Here is an 18,677-nt window from a genome sequence, read left to right as displayed (position 1 = left end):
GACATCATGCTGACGATACAGAATCTGGAAGCGGCCTACGGCAAGGTGCAGGTCCTGCACGGCATTTCGCTCGACGTCCCGAAAGGCAGCCTGGTGACCCTGATCGGCTCGAACGGCGCCGGCAAGACCACCACCATGCGCGCCATCTCGGGCATGATCAAGCCGCGCGCCGGCAAGGTGACGCTGGCCGGGAAGGACATCACCGGCCTCGACTCGCACCGCATCGCCAGGAGCGGCCTGGCCCACTCGCCCGAAGGACGGCGCGTGTTCGCCACCATGAGCGTGACCGACAACCTGCTGCTGGGCGCCTTCCCGCGCTTTACCCGGGCGCGGCCGAAAGGCGACGTGGCGCACGACCTGGAACGGGCGATGGAGCTGTTCCCGCGCCTGAAGGAGCGCCGCGAGCAGCTGGCCGGCACCCTGTCCGGCGGCGAACAGCAGATGCTGGCCATGGCGCGCGCCGTCATGCTCAACCCCGACGTGGTGCTGCTCGACGAACCCTCGATGGGGCTGGCGCCGATCCTGGTCGAGGAGGTGTTCCGCATCATCACGCGCCTGAAGTCCGAGGGCGTGACCATGCTGCTGGTCGAGCAGTTCGCCGCCGCCGCCCTGAACGTGGCCGACTACGGCTATGTGCTGGAGAACGGCCGCATTTCGGTGCACGGCCCGGCCGAGAGCCTGAAGCACGACCCGAAGGTGGTGGCGGCCTACCTTGGCGGCGGGCAGGCGCATTAAGGTTGACGCGGACGGCGCGCCCGCGCAGGAGGCGGGCGCGCTGGGCGGGCGCGACTACGCCGCCGCGCTGTGCGTGGTGCTGGTCTGGGGCACCAACTTCGTCGCCATGAAGCTGGGCCTGCGCGAACTGACGCCCTTCCAGCTGGGCGCGGGACGCTACCTGTTCGCCTTCCTGCCGCTGGCCCTGTTCGTGCGCCCGCCGCGCCTGGCCGCGCGCTGGGTGCTGCTGTACGGGCTGTTCCAGGGCGTGGGCCAGTTCGGACTGCTGTTCCTGGCCCTGCGCGCCGGCATGTCCGCTTCGCTGGCCGCCGTCATGCTGCAGATGCAGGTCTTCTTCACCGCCCTGTTCGGCTTCGCGTTGCTGGGCGAACGGGTGGAATCGCGCCTGAAGGCCGCGATGGCGATCGCGGCGCTCGGGCTGGCCTGCCTCGGCGTCGATGTCCTCGGACACGGCGCTTCGGAGCTGCCCCTGGCCGGCTTCCTGTTGACGGTCGCCTCGGCGGCGATGTGGGCGGCGTCGAACATCGTTGTGCGGCGCGCGCGCCAGGCCGCGCCGGCGTTCGAGGTGCTGCCCTTCATGGTCTGGACCAGCCTGGTGCCGATCGTCCCCTTCGTGCTGCTGTCGCTGGCCTTCGACCCGGCCGAAACACGCTGGGACTGGCGCGCCCTGTCGCTTACCGGCTGGGCCTCGCTCGCCTACCTGGGCTGGTTCGCGACCATCCTCGGCTATGCGCTGTGGACCGGCCTGCTCAAGCGCCATCCGGCCAACCGCGTCGCGCCCTTCAGCCTGGCGGTGCCGCCGGTCGGGATCGCCGCCGGCATGCTCGCCCTGGGCGACGTCATCACGCCCTGGCAATGGGCCGGCATCGTCCTGGTCGTGCTGTCGCTGGCGCTGGTGGTCTTCAAACCGCGGCTGCGCGCGGGAGCCCCGCTATAATGCCGGGCTTTACGCTGTCGAAAGAAAAAGCATGGACACTTCCAAATTCAAGCGTTACCCGGGTTCGCGCGCCTTCTGGTTCCTGTTCGGTGTCGGCCTGGGCGGCATGGGCCTGTCGACCGGCATCGAGCGCGGCCTCACCGGCGAGACCCTGATCGGCATCGGCCTGGTCCTGCTCGGCATCCAGGGCCTGCTGCGCCCGGTGGTGCTGACGCGCGCAGGCAAGATGAGCAAGGAAGAGATGTCGCGCGAGGTCTCCGTCGGCAGCGACATGTTCCACGGCGGCCTGTCGCTGGTGATGGCGGCATGCCTGCTGGTCGGCTTCGTACTGAAGTACATCGTCAAGACCTGAGCGGCAGCACTACCGGACTACGGTGACCCGAACAGGTCGTGGGCGTCGAGGATCGCATAGGCGATCTCGGGCTTTTCCTGCAGCAGGCGGCGCACCGCCGCCGGCACCGATTGCCTCACTTTCCTGCACAGGCCCGGCTTGTCCTCGAGGACGATGATGATGCCGCGCACGGTCCGCACCTCGTTCGGGCCGGGCGCGATGCGCAGCTCGGCGCCGACGTTCTTGCGGATCAGGGCCTGCACATGCTGCAGGTCGGCATAGTCGGTCACGCGCTCGATGCGCGCGACCAGCATCTGCTCCTGGCGGCGGTCGATCGCCAGCGGGCGGTGGTCGGCCTGCGGGTCGGCCAGGACGCGCTCGTACCCGCACACGCAGGCCCCGGGCGGGCACTCGGTACGGATCGGGAACGGCAGGCTGACGGCGGGTTGGTTCACGCGGCTAGGGTCCAAGGGCCGGATTCGCCGCCGATTCTACCGCGGCCGGGAGCCGGCGCGCAGCATCCGTCACGCCGGCCAGCAGTTCCGTCATGCGCTTGTGATGCGAGCCCCTCCAGAACACCCGGCCGCAGCAATCGCAGGTATTGAATTCGTCGTGCAGTTCGCGCACCGAGGGCGGCAGCCGGTCCAGCACGTCGGCCTTGGCGACGCTGCGCAGCGGCAGGTTGCAGTGCAGGCAGATCGTGAACGGCCGCGCGCTCGCGGCCAGGTCGAGGCGGTCGAACAGTTCCTGGAACTGCTGCGCGGGCTTGAGCGCGTGCAGGTAGCAGCCATGCGTGAGGGTGCGCCGCTTGAGCAGCTCGCGGTCGCGCGTCAGCACCACCCGGTCCTCGTCCAGGGCGATGGCGACGATTTCGTCGTCGTGGTAACGGTTGTCGTAGAGCGTGTCGAAGCCGGCCATGCGCAGCAGGCGCGCCAGGCCGCCGAGATGGGCGTCGGCCACGAAGCGCGGACGCGCGGGCGACTCGACCAGTGGACGCGCGCGCACGCGCAGAGGTGGCGCGATGTCGGCAGTCTCGCACTTCGGGTAGACCGCGACCCGGTCGCCCTCTGCCAGCAAGCGGTCGAAGCCGCTGGACTCGCCGTTCACCAGGACCAGCTCGACTTCCGTGTGCGGCACGCCCAGGGCCTCGATCATGTGCTTGACGGTGGCGGCGCGCGCGCAAGGAGTCGCGAATTCGCGCCCGCGCCGCGCGCGCGGCAGGAAGTCGTTCAGTTGCTCGTAGAAACGGAAACTCGCCGTGACCATGGCCGCAGTATCACACGCCTGGCGCGGCGCCGTCCCGGCACGCACGCAAGACCTCGAGCGCGTTCGGCACCGCTTCGCCGGCCGCAGCGTGTTATCCAGAACTGATGTGTTCACTGTCTCAGCAAGCGATGACGCCGGTAGAGGTGAATATCGATATGAGCAGAGTTAGGATAAGAAAATGTGTTCATGATGTAGACGTGTGCGCCCGGAAGCACTAAGAAAACCAAAAAATTCTGTGGCGTGATCAAGGCTTGAAGCACTACAAGCCACAGGGATCAATTTCGCAACCTGCCGAGATAGCCCGTTCCTCTTACCACAACGATTCCTCACTAAGCTTGAAGCGGCCACCACAGGAGAGTGCGGGCCAAGACGACCGCATGCAGGTAAGCCAGCGTTCTGGCCATTTCTATAGGGTTGCTGGTATTTCAGTCGCGCGTAACGGCTCTTCGGGGTCAACTGCGTAATTTGAGCTACTCAGTCCGTCGTCACGTAATGGAACACCTAACAAAAACTCCAGCTTGCTCTCATTGCAACAAGCTCGTACACTGGGGCATTCAATCCTTCCGCTATCGCGCCCATACGCAGACAAAGTTTTGTTCGTGCGCTCGTATAGCACCGTAGGAGCCTCGCAACGTCGTTCTTTAAAGCTTACTTATAGGGTTTATGGCCGAGAGGTCAACAACCGAGACCAGTCAGCAAGAAAAGATACAGGATCGCTCTGAAAAATACCTAGCATGTCATCACAAATTACTGCGTTTGTATTTAATAAAATCCGTATCGATGCACCGCTTCCTTTTGAGTTAGCAAACAAATGTTGGCTTTCAAAAGCGACGGCTGATCAGCGAAAGCATATAAAGGAACATCTTGAAAAGCTAACCTTTACGGCCGACCCATATCTGCGGTACGAATATGATCCTAAGCCTTGCGAGGACGGAAATGGCGAGATCATGGTACATCTCCCTGAGGATCAGTGGCGGTACTATGTGGTTTCTTCCCCAGCTGATGGTTACACGAATACAATTCTTCACCGGTTAGCTGCTATCTCTGAAGTGCCTCTAGACTTGGAAGCATTAACCCTGCTCGAGCCGTACTGCAACTGGGGGCACACTCCTGCAAAGGTTATGCGCTATCTTGTTGCGCCTGAGAGCCCTCAACCCATCGTCGTGACCAGCGAAATGCTTGACGACCTACGCATGTTGATTGGACTTGTTGAAGCGGCAGACGATACATCGGATGGCGGCTTGGATCTTTCAGATGCTGCCAAAGCACTCTCCATGTTTGATGCTTCTAATCTTTTAATTCATCATCAGGATGCACAGTGTCTGGCTCTATTTTCGATTATCGAAATGTTGCTTACTCACAAGCCAGACGCAAAAGATCCCGGGGATTCTATAACAAGACAGATCCGGAATAAAATGCCATTAATAAATCGTCGTTTTCACCGCCCAATAGATATCACTAAGACATTTGCCGCAAAGCCAGACGAAGTCTGGAGCTTGCTATACGAATTCCGAAGCGCTATCGCACATGGCGGCGAGCCAGATTTCGAAAAAAGCCTAAATGCTCTAGGTAGTTATGAGAAAGCATTAAACTTTCTGATTTGCATAGTAAAGGCCCTCATCAGACATAGCTTACGTGAGCCAGAGTTGATGCGGGATCTGAAAGCGGTTTAGCTGCGCCTTGAACGACGGAACTTCTTCAACTAGGGGAGATCTGCCCTAAGCTTTCCAAGACCAAATCCGTGCGAAAGGAGTTTCCATTTTTAAGGTTGCACCGCCCACATTGGTCGAGAAAAGAATTCTAGCAATCGACCAGTCTTCGACTGAATCTAAAGAAGCCTAGTGCGATGATTTTCTCAAAGAGATACATTGCGAACCATTCGACTAACCATTTGAAATTTTAAACGATATGAAAATAGAGGAAGTCTTCGGCGTATCCAAGGACCCTGTTCTTAGTTATATTGAGAGAGCAGCCGTAGACGATGCGTTAGCAGTTGCGCTTAGTCAATCTAGGCAAATCATCATTTATGGATCGTCCAAGCAAGGTAAAACGGCGCTTATGCAACGCCATCTACCCGAGGGAAACCGGGTCACGGTACATTGCGGTCCAACACATACCGCAGAAAGCTTATACCGATCCATCTTACGCCAACAGAAGGTCGAAATCGTCACTGATAAGTCGACTGAGACAAACCGCGAATCTTCGGCCTCTATTTCCGCTAAGTTTACTGCAATGCTGCCTTGGGTTGGCGGAGGGGAGGCGGAAACTAAGGGAGAACAGAAAGCAGGCGCATCGCGAACAGACAATCGAAAATGTGTTGAGTTTGACCTAGGGGTGGCTCAAGACATTGGCGAGTTGCTTCTTCAGGTGAATGGTCAGTCAAAATTTTACGTTCTCGAAAACTTTCACTACTTGACGGAAGAAGTACAACGGCAGCTTGCATTTGACCTCCGGACCTTTGAAGAAATGGGATTGCGGTTTGTGATTTTGGGCGTTTGGCGAGAACGCAACCGTCTGGTGCAGTACAACGGTGATTTACAAGATCGCATCGCTGAGGTACCGGTTGAACCGTGGCATCAAAGTGACTTTGAACGGATTGTAAAAGCTGGAGAGCCCGTTCTAAATGTACAGTTCTCTGATTTAGTAAAGGCTGTAATATTCGAAGAGGCTCATGGTAGCGTAGCCATTGTTCAAGAGCTTCTGCGAAAAACGTGCGAAAAGGCAGGTGTAAACGAGACTAGTCCGGTTCCCGTTCAGATTGATTCGCTCGACCATGTGAAAGATGCTATCGAAGAGAAGGTCCAAGAGTACTCAGCGCGTCATATCCGAAGCCTTGAATCAATAGCTGCTGGCTCACGGTCGCGTAGATCAACTGAGGAGTTTGTAGCCCTATATCTCCCTTATTACTTCGTATTAGTTATGGTACATCAGACATATCGGGAGCTAAGCGAAGGAATTGAGCGAAAAGATCTGCAAACGCTGATTAAAGAAAGGCACCCGGCACCGGCTAACGTCCGGACATCGGATGTATCCGGCATGCTAAAGAGACTTGCTGCACTCCAGGCGAGCGCGAAAATAGTTCCACCCCTTTTCGATTTTGATCCAGGAACCCGCCGGGTAAAAGTAGTCGATTCAACATTGTACTTTTTCATCGACAACTGTGATCCTGAGCAGGTGATGGATGAGATTCCGCTACCCTCTCAAAACCCCGAGGATGACTTTGACATTCTTCCTTCAGATGACGACTGAAACTGGGCAATTTTGTGCATCAAGCCGCTTCCAGCGCCTGTGATCGCGCCATTTTGGTCCTAAGTTAAGGAGCAATTCACTTCCGCCTTACCGCTCCTCCGCTGCGCCGCTGGGGTCGCTCCGCCTCGGCAATGGAACGACCGGGGCGAGGTGATTTCTAAGTAAGTTCGCCCCAGCAATACTATTGTGACCTGTTGCACCAGTACTGCCTGCAACTGCTCTTTCTGCGGTCTTAATGCGGCGGGTCGCTTCCCGCTCCAGGTGATCCATCCGCTTGATCATGGCGGCGACTTGAGACATTGCCAACTTCACGGTCTTGCGCAATTCTTGGTTATCTTCCCGGAGCCTTCGATTCACGTCTTCGAAAGAGGTAGGCGGCACTTCCGGCTCCGCCGCTGCTTTCACAGCCGCTCTGACTCGAGGATATGCACATCCATCATGGCCAATCAAAGTACGGGAGCGATTAGCCTCCCGGGCCACGGTCGCCGCGTTGATACGGAGTTTCCCAAGCTTAGCTTTTTTAGAAAGGATCGCGTTCTTAGGCTGCCCACTCTTCAAGCGGGCCAGGGCGTCCATCAGTTCCTTTTCGATTCCAGTGATGGGCGCCTCAGGTATTTTCTTAGGCATGAGTCTTAATTTTAATATCGGGAAGTTCGACGCCAAGGGCACGTAACATATTTGCGGACTGTAATGCCCGCTCCTGCACAACGCGGAATCCCTGCTGCAGACCTTGCGCTTGCGACTTTAACCATGTAGTCTGGTTCTCCGTAAATCGCTGCTCCCAATACGGAATATGGTCTGGATCCACACCAAAGCAGGCACATCCATTACAGACGTCAGGTTCCCGGTGATCGTAGTTTGGTTTCTTGTTCGCCCAATGGTGACTCCCTGCTTGCTGATGACATCTCGCCTCCGAAGGACGAACCCGGATAAAGCATTTTCCATGTGGCGAGGTGAACGCCCGGATATTCCGGCTCTCACACAGTTCCTGCAAAATGTCGATCGCGCCTGTCGCACTTTTGGCGCCGATCCTTTCAAGCAAAGTTGCACGCCACTCGTCTATCAGTCTTGCCATTCGTCCTGCCACCGTATCCTTTCCGGTAATTGCACGATAGAAGAACGTCGCCGCTGCCCGTGCCTGCTGTGCGCTATACTCGCGCATCAAACTGGGGTCCTTGCTGATGTATGCGCTCTCCGTCATAGCAACGGATAAGTGCTTGAACTGGAGAGCGATTGCCGGGACCATTCTTGGATCGGTGCGCACGACATACATTGCAAAAGTTTTGCGCCACTGGTGAGTTTGGATGCAATGCCCAGCAGTTTCACGATAGAGCGCAAGATCTTCCCCTAGCCGACTCTGATCAGGTAATTGAGCGAGGTCCACGCATTCTTGAATAAACCATTTCTGTTTGATCCTCAGGGAATACGTTCTCGCTGCCGCAAACACTCCTGGGTTCACAGACAGACCGCTTCCTCTTGCAACTATGAAAAGGGCTTTCTTCGTGCGAGCATCCTCGCTTATTCGTCGCCATGGCTCGAACAACGCCTCCAGAATTTGAATGGCCCGAATCGGGCCAGGAGTAAAGCTCGACCCAACAGGACAAGAACCAGCTAGCCACTCTTCCAATTTGGGTGACTTGACAGTCTTAATGAGCGTGGAACGAATAAAGAAAAGTTGGTTCAGCCCCGTTTTCGACAACTGAGTAGCAAGAGCTTTAGGAAGTCCGGAGTTCTCATCCACTCCGCTTTCAATGGCCGCTAATTCGCTGACCCGCATCCCTGTCTCTGACTGAATTACGATTGAACAAGCTGCAGCCACTTTCTCCACCAGGTCTCGAACCGCGTCGGTCGGCACCTGAAGCTGGACATTTCCGTCGACGCTAAAAGTTGAGCTCGGCGAAATCTCTGGATGCCAGGGCTCGCTCTCATCATGCTCTACGGAGAAAGTAAAGGATGGAATATTTCTTACAACATGTAGACGAACTGTCTGCTTCGACACAATGTCCCGCATAGCCAAAGCATCCATATACATATTGTGCAATCGAATAACGTCATCAGCACGACACCCCAGCCAGCGGTGTGCCTCGTTCATGACAGGGATCGCAACCTCGTCAGGTAGTGGCGGGATCCTTTTTATGACCCAAGTTGTCAATTGCAGGGTCAGACTCCTTGCACTTTGGCCGCGTAAAGGATCTTCTTCGATGCCTGGCAAACCAGCACTTTTTAGAGCTGGCGACTGATACCAGAGCTTCTGCCAAACTACAAGGCATTTACATACTAGGCTGGCAAACCCGATCTCTTCGTCACTTTCCTCGCCATATTGATCGTCGTTCTCAAAGATCGCTTCGTCTGGCAAATCGCTTTCAGAATTACCCTCCAGCAACGCGGCGTCATCCAATAGAGTGCCGTCGCTTTGAAGCTCTTCAACTAGATCATCCGTGAACTGACTTACCGCATTGGGGTCAATCATCGCCAGAGTGAAGTAGTTATATTTCACCATCCACCGCACGATTCGTTTGATTGTGGAGGCTCTAGTGGCGAATGAATGATAGCTCCACGCTCCTCCCCCACGCGAGTCCACGACCGCAGACCAAATGAAGCGCTTGAATGTATCTAGCAGAAGAGCATGGCGTGCATCGGTAAAATGCGACCCGTCCTCCAGCGGGAATTCCCAGTTGATTGTAGATTCATGGGATCGTAGCCCAATGTCACGATCTAGCCGCCAAATTGAATCACTCCAGCAACTTGTGCTCGAAATGCGACAGGAACTCGGGTTGGGCAACAAATGAAATTGGCACTCACTTCGTCGACCGACAACTTCTGGTGTTGTTAAAACTTTTATCTGATTTCCACGCACATGCTACTCCGGCATTGGCAATATTGGGATTTGGATTGTTCGCGCTGCCTCTACAATGTCTGGGTTAAATAAAGGCAGCCAATATTCCTCGAGCTTCCTTTTGATTGGGCCGAGGCGCTGAAGCCAAGTCTCCGGACTCATTGCGCTTTGAGCACGATTTACCGCATCTAGCAGGCCTATAGCGTATGCAAATGTGAGCGGTACAGAGAGGTCGATTAGACCAAGCGGACAAACCGGGCACCATCCGTACTTAACGCAAAGCTTTCCTTTCTCAGAGAACGGGCTGTCATACGGATCGCCACACTGCCATCCGGGCGTAGCGCAGCTCAGATCCTCACTCTTGCTACGGTCCCGCGGATCGATCAACCCATTCGTTTCGCGGTGCCGCTGTCGTTGCTCCATTACTCTGCCTAGCTTCTGGTAACGCCGCTGCTGCTCCCCGGCCGAAGAATAAATATTGGTGGTCTCCGCAGAGCGATGGGATGCCTGAATCTGGACGGCCTTTATGTCGCCACCAAAGATGTCGTATGCGAGGTCGAGGACCGTCTTCCGGATCATCTCAAGGGTAAAGTACTCCAGATCATGTGCGCTCCTGAAATTCTCAAGCTGCCTTTTCCAGATCTGGCTGTCGCCCGAGTAAAAAGCACTCACCGTCAGGTCATCGGCGCTAGCGAATACGAATAGATGACTTCTTAATTGTGCATCGATCGAAGCTCTAAGTCGAGCCGTCCACTGCAGAAGGAATTGAAATAATACAGATGGGTTATCAGCATTATCGTCGATGGGAATATATACGGGCTGACGTGCGCCGGATCGCCCCTTATATGCATTGGCGATGAAAAATTCACCCAATTCATGATCATAATAGTAATCATCGACCTTACTATTTCTGATAGTATCCGGATTATATGCAAGTGCAATCGTCATCAGTAGAACGAACGGCACGATCGTGCGACTGGTTGCATGGAATCTTGGTGCGATATCGCGGACCATGCTCACGTTCCGGCGCACCATTGCTCGCGCGAGCGCGGCCCCATTTGAGTATTGCTGAGCAACCTGGGTCGCTGTAAGAACTGGGCCCCCTTTTGAGGTCTGATCTGCGTAGGCAATAAACAGATCCACTGACCACCCTCCCTTTTCTCCGGGACGCTTCGGCCCCTTTTTCATTGGCGGCAAAGAATCTAATGGCACCAAATTTTCTCGAGAGCTCGCGCATATCTCCATCGTCTCATTAAAGAGGCTCATTATTTCCGTAACCTCTGATATGCACGCGCGTCGTATCCGCGTCATAAGATCTTGATCGATAACATTTACAGGATTTCGTCGACGATCGGCACCGACCCAGTGCCCGGAAGGGATATGAAAATCAGGGCCAAAAGAATTTCGCCAAGGCTCCATTGTTTTTAGCCTGCGCAAAAGCCCAGCAAAGTTTCGGTAGAGCTTCGGCCGAGCTGATTCCGCCCATATCGCTTTATGATCGAGCCAATCCATGAAAGTCTCTAAGAGGCCCTTATTTATGCCAGACAGGTCTATGTAGCACCGTTCTGTATCGACAAGAAATGCAATCATTCCTGAGGTCAAAGCACCGATGATCCCGCGAAGGGTTTTTCGATTAGGAGTTGGCCCATATGCTTGAATAATCGCCTCGGCTAATGGCCTGCATAGGTTAGGCGCCGGCATAAGCGCAGAGATATTCAGTTCCCAGGGGACCCCGTTTTCCGTCACGGCAGGATAAACAATACTTGCTTCCTGATCCGTACTACTGTGCTTAATACGGAAAAATGGGATTTTCGCCCGCGCACTGCTGAGAGGAACAACTGCGGCAACTGGGGGAAGAATTTCAAGAACTTCGAATCTGGCCGCAGCTTTAATCTTTTTAGTCCCCACTCCAGCGACTCCTTGTAGCAGCATACACCTCGGCATTAATTGCGCGCCTGTTCACCTCCAGATGGGCTAGATAAATATCGGTCGTCGTCTTTAAATAGGAATGGCCGAGGCGCTGCGAGACCTCAAGCCATGGCGCAGCATTTCCTGCTGCCTCCAAGGACAAATATAGATATATTGCGAATGAGTGCCTCAGATCATGAAAGGTATAGCGAACGTCTCTGGTCAGATACATTTGCCTTGTATCTGGATCAGTTTTTTCGACATGCTGAACTAGTCCCGCGCGCAATACTGCGGCACGAAATTTTCGATCAAACGTGTCGGGATGTACAGGTTTGCCTGCGTGGTGATTAGCAGATGCACTATTTACAAACAAGAGGTTGTGCTTTTTAACTCGATGTTTTGCGCCCGCTGTTAAACCTTCTTTTCGCTCATGCTCGATGTAGTGCAATAATTCGCGGATTAAATATACCGGCACAAAAACCGTCCGCGCCTTGAGTCGCTTTGTCTTTGTGACTACCACAGCTAACATTTCATGAGGCAACGCATCGTCGGCCGGCAGTAAGTTAAGAATTTGTAGTGTGCTAAGCTTCGCCACCTCATCTACGCGAAGCCCTGTCCAAAATGAGAGTTCAGCGGCCAAGCGATCCCTTGAGGGCCTGGGGTCGTCCGCCGATTGTTCCGTCGGAAGTGGCCCAAGCTCGCTCTGCAACAGCTTCCAATGACCATTCGCATTTATCACACGAACACTGACGCGTCCGTCAGCATCGTCTTCCGCCATTAATGTCGATACCGTCTGGTGAAATACTCCCGACCTTGTGTGGCTCAACGGATCGGAATCGATTTCCCTCATTCTAGTGCGAACTTCGAGCTCGTCTAAAGTGGAGTGATAGAACAGATTTCGACCGTGAGCCCACCGGTAAAACGCTAGAACTGCACTTAGTCTTCGATTAACCGTACTAGCCTTTAATGTCTCATGCGTCTGCCGGCTAATCGTGGCCAAACGGCTTTCGCGATATTCAACGAGGAGGTCAGTCTCAGCATCAGCCCAGGAAATCCCCCGCTCAACGAGGTATTGCCACCAATCGGCAAGGTCATAGGCCATTGCTTTATGCGTGTGCTTGCCTTTGTACCTCCCTTGCTTGATGAACCGATCAATAAGGAAAAGAAGGGCTGGCTCGACAACTACCTGATTGTCGTCATCTACCAAGAACCAAAAGCCGGGAGGAAGTTGGTGTGCGTACTCAGGCCTACAAGAGAGACTTTTTGGCAGGGGTTCTGCGCGATAAATTGTGATGTGCAAGAAGTATTTTGCCACCACTTTTCTGGCGACACGCTCGTTAGCTTAAGCTGTTGATTTTACGGCATTTCTTTCAGTTTATAAACACTTTTTTTGCACAGAGGATAGAGGCCGGCGCAGGTGTCGGTCTCATGCCTCAGCTTGACTCACCATGCCTGCCCGCCCTGGAGATTAATGGCGTTGAAGCAGATCGAGAAGAAACCGAGCCTGAACAGTATGAGTGCCGGATAACGTGTTATCGAAGATGCACCAGACGGTGCGGCCGGCCGCACTGTGCACGGCCAGGTCGCGCGCCAGCGCCGCCAGGTACTCCTGCGAATACGAGGAGTAATAAATGCGCGGCGCGCCATGCAGGCGCACGTAGATGTCCTCCGTGGTCGGCACGTGCGGCCCCGGCTGGCCGGCCGGCGGATCGGCGATCACGCGCGTCACGCCGCGCTCGCGCAGCACCTCGGTGGCGGTGTCGCTGAACCAGCTCGGGTGCCGCCCTTCGCAGGCGATCATGCAGTCGAAACGCGCCTGCAGGCGCAGGAAGAAGCCGCGCACGGTCTCGTCGTGGAAGCCGAACTTCGGCGGCAGCTGCACCAGCAGGCAGCCGAGCTTCTTGCCCAGGGTGCCGGCCTCGCTTGCGAAGCGGTCCAACAGCGCGTCGATGTCGCGCAGGCCGGCGTCGTGGGTGATCGAACGCGGCACCTTGACCGCGAAGCGGAACGCATCCGGCACGCTCTCGGCCCAGCGCGCATAGGTCTTGGGCTGGTGCGGGCGGTAGAAGGACGAGTTGATCTCGACCATCGGAAAGACGGCGGCGTAGCGCTCGAGGTGGCTGCCCGCGCTTGGGAAGTGCGCGGCGTGTTCGCTGCGCAGGCTCCAGCCGGCGCAGCCGATCAGTTGGGTGCAAGCCTGGGTCGGATTCGTCATTGGTTTTATTGCAATTGCTGATGAAGCGATTCTACGTCCGGCGCCCTTGCTGCGGCGCATGGTTGGGCCGCGGCGCGACTTGCCGGCGCCAGCCCGGAAACCACGCGCCGGCGACGGCCGGCTTACAATAGCGCCAACATCCATTGTCCGAGGAGATGACACCGTGAGCGATCCAATCCACATCGTGTGCCCGCAATGCGAGGCCGTCAACCGTCTCGCGCCTGAACGCCTTGCCGACCAGCCGGTGTGCGGCAAGTGCGCGCAAGCATTGTTTACTGGCCGGCCGCTGGACGTTTCGTCCGCACAGTTCGCCCGCCACATTTCGCGCAACGACATCCCGGTGCTGGTGGACTTCTGGGCCGACTGGTGCGGCCCCTGCAAGATGATGGCGCCCCATTATGCGCAGGCGGCGCAGCGGCTCGAACCGCGCGTGCGCCTGCTGAAGGTGGACACCGAACGTGCCCAGGATGTCTCGGCGCGCTTCGCGATCCGCAGCATCCCGACCCTGGCGCTGTTTCGCGGCGGCCGCGAGATCGCGCGCCAGGCCGGCGCCATGGATGCGGGACGGATCGCGGCCTGGGTCGAATCCCAGCTTTAGCAGCGCAGCCGTGGCAGCCCGGCGCCCGCCTCCACGCAAGCTTAACGAAATCACCATGCCGGACTGTTACAATAGAGACAAGCATCGAAACAAGCGGGGTCGTCCCGAAGGAGCCTGATCATGTCGCAAGAACTCGTCCTGGACCGCGGAATCGAAGACGCCAAGCAACTGGCGCGCATTCTCTACCTGGTCCATGCCGCCACTTTCTTCTTTTCGCTGGGGATGCTGTCGATCCTGCCGGTGATCGTCAATTACATCAAGCGGCCCGACACCGCAGGCACCATGGTCTACAGCCACCATACCTGGATGCTGCGCTCGTTCTGGTTCTACGTGCTGTGGATGGTGGTCGGCGGCATCCTGTTCGCGACCATCGTCGGCCTGCCTGTTGCATTGTTGGTATGGGGTATCGCCTGGGTCTGGAAGGCCTACCGCCTGATTCGTGGTTTTTTGGATCTGAACAGCAACAAATCCATGCCTGTTTGAGCCGGTCTTTACAGTTTCGTCCTTTTCGCAGCTAGAATGCTTTCCCTACGGCATCACTAATTTTCAGGGCGATATATGAAATCGGTTCAGCAGGAAGTCGACGAGCGCAGCAATCTTACCGGCACCAACAAGTTCGAGTTGCTGCTGTTCCGCCTCGGTGGCGACGACCAGGGCGAGCACAACGAGCTGTTCGGCATCAACGTATTCAAGATCCGCGAGATCGTCGCCATGCCGGCGATTACCGCGGTCGCCGGTTCGCCGGCGCACGTGCTTGGCGTGGTCAACCTGCGCGGCCAGATCATCCAGGTACTCGACCTGCCGGCGATCGCCGGCGTCAAGCCGAAAACCGGCCTGAACATCATGCTGGTCACCGAATTCGCCCGCACCACCCAGGCCTTCGCGGTCGAGAGCGTCGAAGAGATCGTGCGCCTGGACTGGAGCCAGGTGATGTCGGCCGAAAAGAGCGCCGGCAGCGGCATGGTCACCAGCATCGCCCGCCTCGAAGGCGAGGACGGCGCGAACGGTCACGGTGGTCGCCTGGCCCAGGTGCTCGACGTCGAGACCATCCTGCGCAACCTGAATCCGGATTCCGGCCCCGAGATCAGCCAGCAGGCGGTCGGCGCCAGGATCCAGATCAAGCCGGGCTCGGTCGTGCTGGCGGCGGACGACTCGGTGGTCGCGCGCGCCCTCATCGAGCAGGGCCTGGACGCGATGGGCCTGCCCTACGTCATGACCAAGAGCGGCAAGGAAGCCTGGGACCAGTTGAACAGCATCGCGAATGCCGCCGAAGCCGAGGGCAAGACCGTTTCCGACAAGGTCGCCCTGGTGCTGACCGACCTCGAGATGCCGGAAATGGACGGCTTCACCCTGACCCGCAACATCAAGAAAAGCGCCCGCCTCGCGAACATTCCGGTGGTGATCCACTCCTCGCTGACGGGCACGACCAACGAGGAGCACGTCAAGAACGTCGGCGCCGACGCCTACGTGGCGAAGTTTTCGTTGGAAGACCTGTCCAATACGCTGCGGCGGGTGTTGAAGCAGTAAGTTGGAGGTCGGCGCGCCGCGGTGCGTCCCGTTTGCGTTTCGATCATTCGAGCGTCGTACCGCGTGGGCTCGAGAGCCCACCCTACGAAAGGCACATATACGTAGGACACGCGATCAATCGAAGTGCCGCATGTTTTTGACCTTGTAGGGTGGGCACTTGTGCCCACGCGGACGCCCCTTGACCCCAAAGTTGGCGCCGCCGAAGCCACAGGCGGCGCCACACCATCCCTCACAGCGTGGCAAGCGCCTGCTCGATATCCGCAATCAGGTCGCGCGGGTCCTCCAGCCCGATATTGAAGCGCACCAGCGTGCCCTGCTCCTGCCAGTCGCGGCGGATCGCCCCCATCCGGTACGGCACCGCCAGGCTGTTGGCGCCGCCCCAGCTGTAGCCGAGGCCGAACAGTTCCAGCGAATCGACGAAACGGTCGGTCTGCGCCTCCGTGTAGCGCTCGTCGAAGATCACCGAGAACAGCCCGCCGGCCCCGGTGAAATCGCGCTGCCAGTGTGCGTGCCCCGGGCAGTCCTCGAAGGCCGGATGCAGCACGCGTACAATCTCGGGACGGGCCTTGAGCCAGGCCGCCACCTCGCGCGCGGCGCGGTCGTGGGCCTCGAAGCGCAGCTTCATGGTCGGCAGGCCGCGCATCACGAGATAGGCGTCGTCCGGGCTCACGCCCAGGCCGAGGCGCATGTGGGCCGTGGCCAGCTTGTCGTGGACGGCGCGTTCGCGCGTGATCACCGCTCCCATCAGCAGGTCCGAGCCGCCCGACTGGTACTTGGTCAGCGCGTGCATGACGATGTCGACGCCGACGTCGAAGCCGCGCAGCGCCAGGCCTGCGGCCCAGGTGTTGTCGAGCGCCACCAGCACGCCGCGCGCGTGGGCGGCGTCGCAGATCGCGCGCAGGTCCGGCACTTCCATCGACACCGACCCCGGCGCCTCGGTCCAGACCAGCTTCGTGTTCGGCTGGATCAGTTCGGCGATGCCGGCGCCGACCAGCGGGTCGTAGTAGCGCGCGCTGATGCCGAAGTCCTGCGACAGCCAGCGGCCCAGTTCGCGGTTCGGGTTGTAGACGTTATCCGGCAGTAGGACGTCGTCGCCGCTCGTCAGGAAGGCGAAATCGACCATCGAGATCGCCGACAGCCCGGAAGGCGCCAGCAGGCAGTGCTTGCCGCCTTCGATCTCGGCCAGGCGCGCTTCGAGCGTGAAGGTGGTCGGGGTGCCGTGCAGGCCGTAGGTATAGGCGGTCTTGTTCTTCCAGTCCCCCGATCGCAGGGCGGCGACGTTCTCGAACAGCACGGTCGAGGCGCGGTGGATGCCGGGCGGGTAGGCGTCGAAGCCTGCCGGGGGTGCATAGTCGGTGTGGATCAGGGTGGTCTGGAGGGACTTCTTGGTCATGGGGGCCCTTTCTTGCGATAAGAGTTCAGTATCCTGAAATGACAATGCCGGCGCTGTTGGTGCGAACAGCGGCCGGCAATGTGACGGTGCCAGATCGGTGGGTACAAGTACCCACCCTACGGAACCATTTTACGCCACGGTTGCCCACAGGTCGTGGGCGTCGGCTTTCGTCACGACCACGTCGGCGAACTGGCCGACGGCCAGCTTGGCCTTGCCCGGCACCAGCGAGCGCTTGATGTGGACGACGCCGTCGATTTCCGGAGCGTCGGCGGCCGAGCGGCCGATCGCTTCGCGGGCATTGACTTCGTCGACCAGCACGCGGATGGTCTTGCCGACCTTGGCCTGCAGGCGCTTGGCCGAGATTTCTTCCTGCAGCAGCATGACGCGCGCGCGGCGTTCTTCGCGCACTTCTTCCGGCACCGGGTTATCCAATTCATTGGCGCTGGCGCCTTCCACCGGCGAGTAGGCGAAGCAGCCGAGGCGGTCGATCTGCGCTTCCCGCAGGAAGTCCAGCAGGTATTCGAACTCGGCCTCGGTTTCGCCCGGGAAGCCGGCGATGAAGGTCGAGCGGATCGTCAGGTCCGGGTTCATCTTGCGCCAGGCCAGGATGCGGTCCAGGTTCTTTTCGCCGCTGGCCGGACGCTTCATGCGCTTGAGGACGTCCGGATGCGCGTGCTGCATCGGGATGTCGAGGTAAGGCAGGACGTGGCCGTCGCCCATCAGCGGGATCGCCTGGTCGACGTGCGGGTAAGGATAAACGTAGTGCAGGCGCACCCAGGCGTCATACTGGCGCGCCAGCACGCCCAGCGCTTCGACCAGCTGGGTCATGTGAGTCTTGATCGGGCGGCCGTTCCAGAAGCCGGTGCGGAACTTCACGTCCACGCCATAGGCCGAGGTGTCCTGCGAAATCACCAGCAGTTCCTTGACGCCGGCCTTGAACAGGTTCTCGGCCTCGGTCAGCACCTCGTGGATCGGGCGCGAGACCAGGTCGCCGCGCATCGACGGGATGATGCAGAAGCTGCAGCGGTGGTTGCAGCCTTCGGAAATCTTCAGGTAGGCGTAGTGCTTCGGGGTCAGCTTGACGCCGTGGTCCGGCACCAGGTCGACGAAAGGATCGTGCGGCTTGGGCAGGTGGGTGTGGACCGAATTCATGACCTCGGCCACGGCATGCGGGCCGGTCACGGCCAGCACCTTCGGGTGCACCTTGGTGATGATGTCCTCGCCCGAGGCGTCCTTCTTCGCGCCCAGGCAGCCGGTGACGATGACCTTGCCGTTCTCGGCCAGCGCCTCGCCGATCGCGTCGAGCGACTCCTGCACCGCGGCGTCGATGAAGCCGCAGGTGTTGACGATCACGAGGTCCGCGCCGTCGTAGGACTTGGCGGTCTGGTAACCCTCCGCGCGCAGCTGGGTCAGGATCTGCTCGGAATCGACCAGCGCCTTCGGGCAGCCGAGCGAGACGAAGCCGACCTTCGGGGCCACTTGGGCGCCGGTGACGGCATCGATACTGGTGGGAAGAGGATTGCGACGGAGTTCAGTCATGGAGAGGACGGCAAAAAATTCTGGGCAATCCGCGATTGTACCCGAAGCGGGGCTCGTGGAGAACCGCGAGACCTCTTTTGCCATCCTTCGCGCGTTGATGGTGTTGTTCGCAGGCGCCGGGTAGCCGGCGGTGAGACAGCGTG

General features: G+C 58.2%; 17 protein-coding genes. 8 read left to right on the top strand and 9 right to left on the bottom strand.

Annotation, left to right across the window (positions count from 1 at the left end):
- Positions 1–6 precede the first annotated feature (6 nt).
- Genes ACFOPH_RS04705 through ACFOPH_RS04695 form a run of 3 tightly spaced genes read left to right on the top strand, consistent with a single transcriptional unit; the run spans position 7 to position 2,024 of the window.
- Entirely contained in the window at positions 7–735 is a 729-nt protein-coding gene (locus tag ACFOPH_RS04705; RefSeq protein WP_379733852.1) for an ABC transporter ATP-binding protein, read from the top strand.
- A 40-nt stretch (positions 736–775) separates the two neighbouring features.
- Positions 776–1,672 (top strand): EamA family transporter, encoded by an 897-nt coding sequence (locus tag ACFOPH_RS04700; RefSeq protein WP_379737855.1) that lies wholly within the window; start codon positions 776–778, stop codon positions 1,670–1,672.
- 31 nt (positions 1,673–1,703) lie between these two features.
- On the top strand, positions 1,704–2,024 hold the full coding sequence (locus ACFOPH_RS04695) for a hypothetical protein (protein ID WP_312549205.1): 321 nt from the start codon (positions 1,704–1,706) through the stop codon (positions 2,022–2,024).
- A gap of 17 nt (positions 2,025–2,041) precedes the next feature.
- Here ACFOPH_RS04695 and ACFOPH_RS04690 read toward each other — a convergent pair whose 3' ends face one another.
- Together ACFOPH_RS04690 and ACFOPH_RS04685 are read right to left on the bottom strand one after the other, a co-directional pair.
- Positions 2,042–2,458, bottom strand: coding sequence for a hypothetical protein (locus ACFOPH_RS04690; protein WP_379733850.1), 417 nt, complete (start codon positions 2,456–2,458; stop codon positions 2,042–2,044).
- Between the two features lie 4 nt (positions 2,459–2,462).
- The gene (locus ACFOPH_RS04685) at positions 2,463–3,269 is read right to left on the bottom strand and encodes a Mut7-C RNAse domain-containing protein (protein WP_379733848.1); all 807 of its coding nucleotides are present in this window, start codon (positions 3,267–3,269) and stop codon (positions 2,463–2,465) included.
- 734 nt (positions 3,270–4,003) lie between these two features.
- On the opposite strand from ACFOPH_RS04685, the gene ACFOPH_RS04680 reads away from it, so the two are divergent.
- Positions 4,004–4,942: a hypothetical protein gene (locus tag ACFOPH_RS04680; RefSeq protein WP_379733846.1), complete on the top strand. Its 939-nt coding sequence runs from the start codon at positions 4,004–4,006 to the stop codon at positions 4,940–4,942.
- Between the two features lie 235 nt (positions 4,943–5,177).
- Positions 5,178–6,518, top strand: coding sequence for a hypothetical protein (locus ACFOPH_RS04675; protein ID WP_379733844.1), 1,341 nt, complete (start codon positions 5,178–5,180; stop codon positions 6,516–6,518).
- Positions 6,519–6,605: 87 nt separating this feature from the next.
- Here ACFOPH_RS04675 and ACFOPH_RS04670 read toward each other — a convergent pair whose 3' ends face one another.
- From ACFOPH_RS04670 to ACFOPH_RS04650, 5 genes are all read right to left on the bottom strand, one after another.
- Positions 6,606–7,145, bottom strand: a complete 540-nt coding sequence (locus tag ACFOPH_RS04670; protein ID WP_379733842.1) for a hypothetical protein — start codon at positions 7,143–7,145, stop codon at positions 6,606–6,608.
- A complete protein-coding gene (locus tag ACFOPH_RS04665) occupies positions 7,138–9,018 on the bottom strand; it encodes a hypothetical protein (RefSeq protein WP_379733840.1) in 1,881 nt (626 codons plus the stop codon). The genes ACFOPH_RS04670 and ACFOPH_RS04665 overlap by 8 nt, the downstream gene beginning before the upstream one ends.
- Positions 9,019–9,378: 360 nt before the next feature.
- Positions 9,379–11,286 carry a hypothetical protein gene (locus tag ACFOPH_RS04660; RefSeq protein WP_379733838.1) on the bottom strand — a complete coding sequence of 636 codons (1,908 nt, stop codon included), beginning with the start codon at positions 11,284–11,286 and terminating at the stop codon, positions 9,379–9,381.
- Positions 11,252–12,577: a tyrosine-type recombinase/integrase gene (locus ACFOPH_RS04655; protein WP_379733836.1), complete on the bottom strand. Its 1,326-nt coding sequence runs from the start codon at positions 12,575–12,577 to the stop codon at positions 11,252–11,254. The genes ACFOPH_RS04660 and ACFOPH_RS04655 overlap by 35 nt, the downstream gene beginning before the upstream one ends.
- A 153-nt stretch (positions 12,578–12,730) precedes the next feature.
- On the bottom strand, positions 12,731–13,477 hold the full coding sequence (locus tag ACFOPH_RS04650) for a DUF72 domain-containing protein (RefSeq protein ID WP_379733834.1): 747 nt from the start codon (positions 13,475–13,477) through the stop codon (positions 12,731–12,733).
- 163 nt (positions 13,478–13,640) lie between these two features.
- Between ACFOPH_RS04650 and trxC the strand changes: the two genes are divergently transcribed.
- From trxC to ACFOPH_RS04635, 3 genes are all read left to right on the top strand, one after another.
- Positions 13,641–14,075: a thioredoxin TrxC gene (gene trxC / locus ACFOPH_RS04645; protein WP_379733832.1), complete on the top strand. Its 435-nt coding sequence runs from the start codon at positions 13,641–13,643 to the stop codon at positions 14,073–14,075.
- 120 nt (positions 14,076–14,195) lie between these two features.
- Positions 14,196–14,558, top strand: a complete 363-nt coding sequence (locus ACFOPH_RS04640) for a DUF4870 family protein (protein ID WP_312549197.1) — start codon at positions 14,196–14,198, stop codon at positions 14,556–14,558.
- Between the two features lie 75 nt (positions 14,559–14,633).
- Positions 14,634–15,602 carry a chemotaxis protein gene (locus ACFOPH_RS04635; RefSeq protein ID WP_379733830.1) on the top strand — a complete coding sequence of 323 codons (969 nt, stop codon included), beginning with the start codon at positions 14,634–14,636 and terminating at the stop codon, positions 15,600–15,602.
- Positions 15,603–15,831: 229 nt separating this feature from the next.
- Here the strand turns inward: ACFOPH_RS04635 and ACFOPH_RS04630 are convergent, their stop codons facing one another.
- Together ACFOPH_RS04630 and rimO are read right to left on the bottom strand one after the other, a co-directional pair.
- The gene (locus ACFOPH_RS04630) at positions 15,832–16,995 is read right to left on the bottom strand and encodes a cystathionine beta-lyase (RefSeq protein ID WP_312549193.1); all 1,164 of its coding nucleotides are present in this window, start codon (positions 16,993–16,995) and stop codon (positions 15,832–15,834) included.
- Between the two features lie 129 nt (positions 16,996–17,124).
- Entirely contained in the window at positions 17,125–18,534 is a 1,410-nt protein-coding gene (gene rimO / locus ACFOPH_RS04625; protein ID WP_312549191.1) for a 30S ribosomal protein S12 methylthiotransferase RimO, read from the bottom strand.
- Positions 18,535–18,677: the final 143 nt, after the last annotated feature.

The sequence above is a fragment of the Massilia haematophila genome, from assembly GCF_042647645.1.
Taxonomy (GTDB): Bacteria; Pseudomonadota; Gammaproteobacteria; order Burkholderiales; family Burkholderiaceae_D; genus Telluria; species Telluria haematophila.
This window is presented reverse-complemented; position numbering and strand designations above follow the sequence as displayed.

What these genes read in the sequence shown, in the direction of transcription:
- ACFOPH_RS04705 (WP_379733852.1), top strand. Translation starts at nt 7, where the DNA reads ATGCTGACGATACAGAATCTGGAAGCGGCCTACGGCAAGGTGCAGGTC.
- ACFOPH_RS04695 (WP_312549205.1), top strand. Translation starts at nt 1,704, where the DNA reads ATGGACACTTCCAAATTCAAGCGTTACCCGGGTTCGCGCGCCTTCTGG.
- ACFOPH_RS04685 (WP_379733848.1), bottom strand. Translation starts at nt 3,269, where the DNA reads ATGGTCACGGCGAGTTTCCGTTTCTACGAGCAACTGAACGACTTCCTG.
- ACFOPH_RS04680 (WP_379733846.1), top strand. Translation starts at nt 4,004, where the DNA reads ATGTCATCACAAATTACTGCGTTTGTATTTAATAAAATCCGTATCGAT.
- ACFOPH_RS04675 (WP_379733844.1), top strand. Translation starts at nt 5,178, where the DNA reads ATGAAAATAGAGGAAGTCTTCGGCGTATCCAAGGACCCTGTTCTTAGT.
- ACFOPH_RS04670 (WP_379733842.1), bottom strand. Translation starts at nt 7,145, where the DNA reads ATGCCTAAGAAAATACCTGAGGCGCCCATCACTGGAATCGAAAAGGAA.
- ACFOPH_RS04665 (WP_379733840.1), bottom strand. Translation starts at nt 9,018, where the DNA reads ATGGTGAAATATAACTACTTCACTCTGGCGATGATTGACCCCAATGCG.
- ACFOPH_RS04660 (WP_379733838.1), bottom strand. Translation starts at nt 11,286, where the DNA reads ATGCTGCTACAAGGAGTCGCTGGAGTGGGGACTAAAAAGATTAAAGCT.
- ACFOPH_RS04650 (WP_379733834.1), bottom strand. Translation starts at nt 13,477, where the DNA reads ATGACGAATCCGACCCAGGCTTGCACCCAACTGATCGGCTGCGCCGGC.
- ACFOPH_RS04640 (WP_312549197.1), top strand. Translation starts at nt 14,196, where the DNA reads ATGTCGCAAGAACTCGTCCTGGACCGCGGAATCGAAGACGCCAAGCAA.
- ACFOPH_RS04635 (WP_379733830.1), top strand. Translation starts at nt 14,634, where the DNA reads ATGAAATCGGTTCAGCAGGAAGTCGACGAGCGCAGCAATCTTACCGGC.
- ACFOPH_RS04630 (WP_312549193.1), bottom strand. Translation starts at nt 16,995, where the DNA reads ATGACCAAGAAGTCCCTCCAGACCACCCTGATCCACACCGACTATGCA.
- rimO (WP_312549191.1), bottom strand. Translation starts at nt 18,534, where the DNA reads ATGACTGAACTCCGTCGCAATCCTCTTCCCACCAGTATCGATGCCGTC.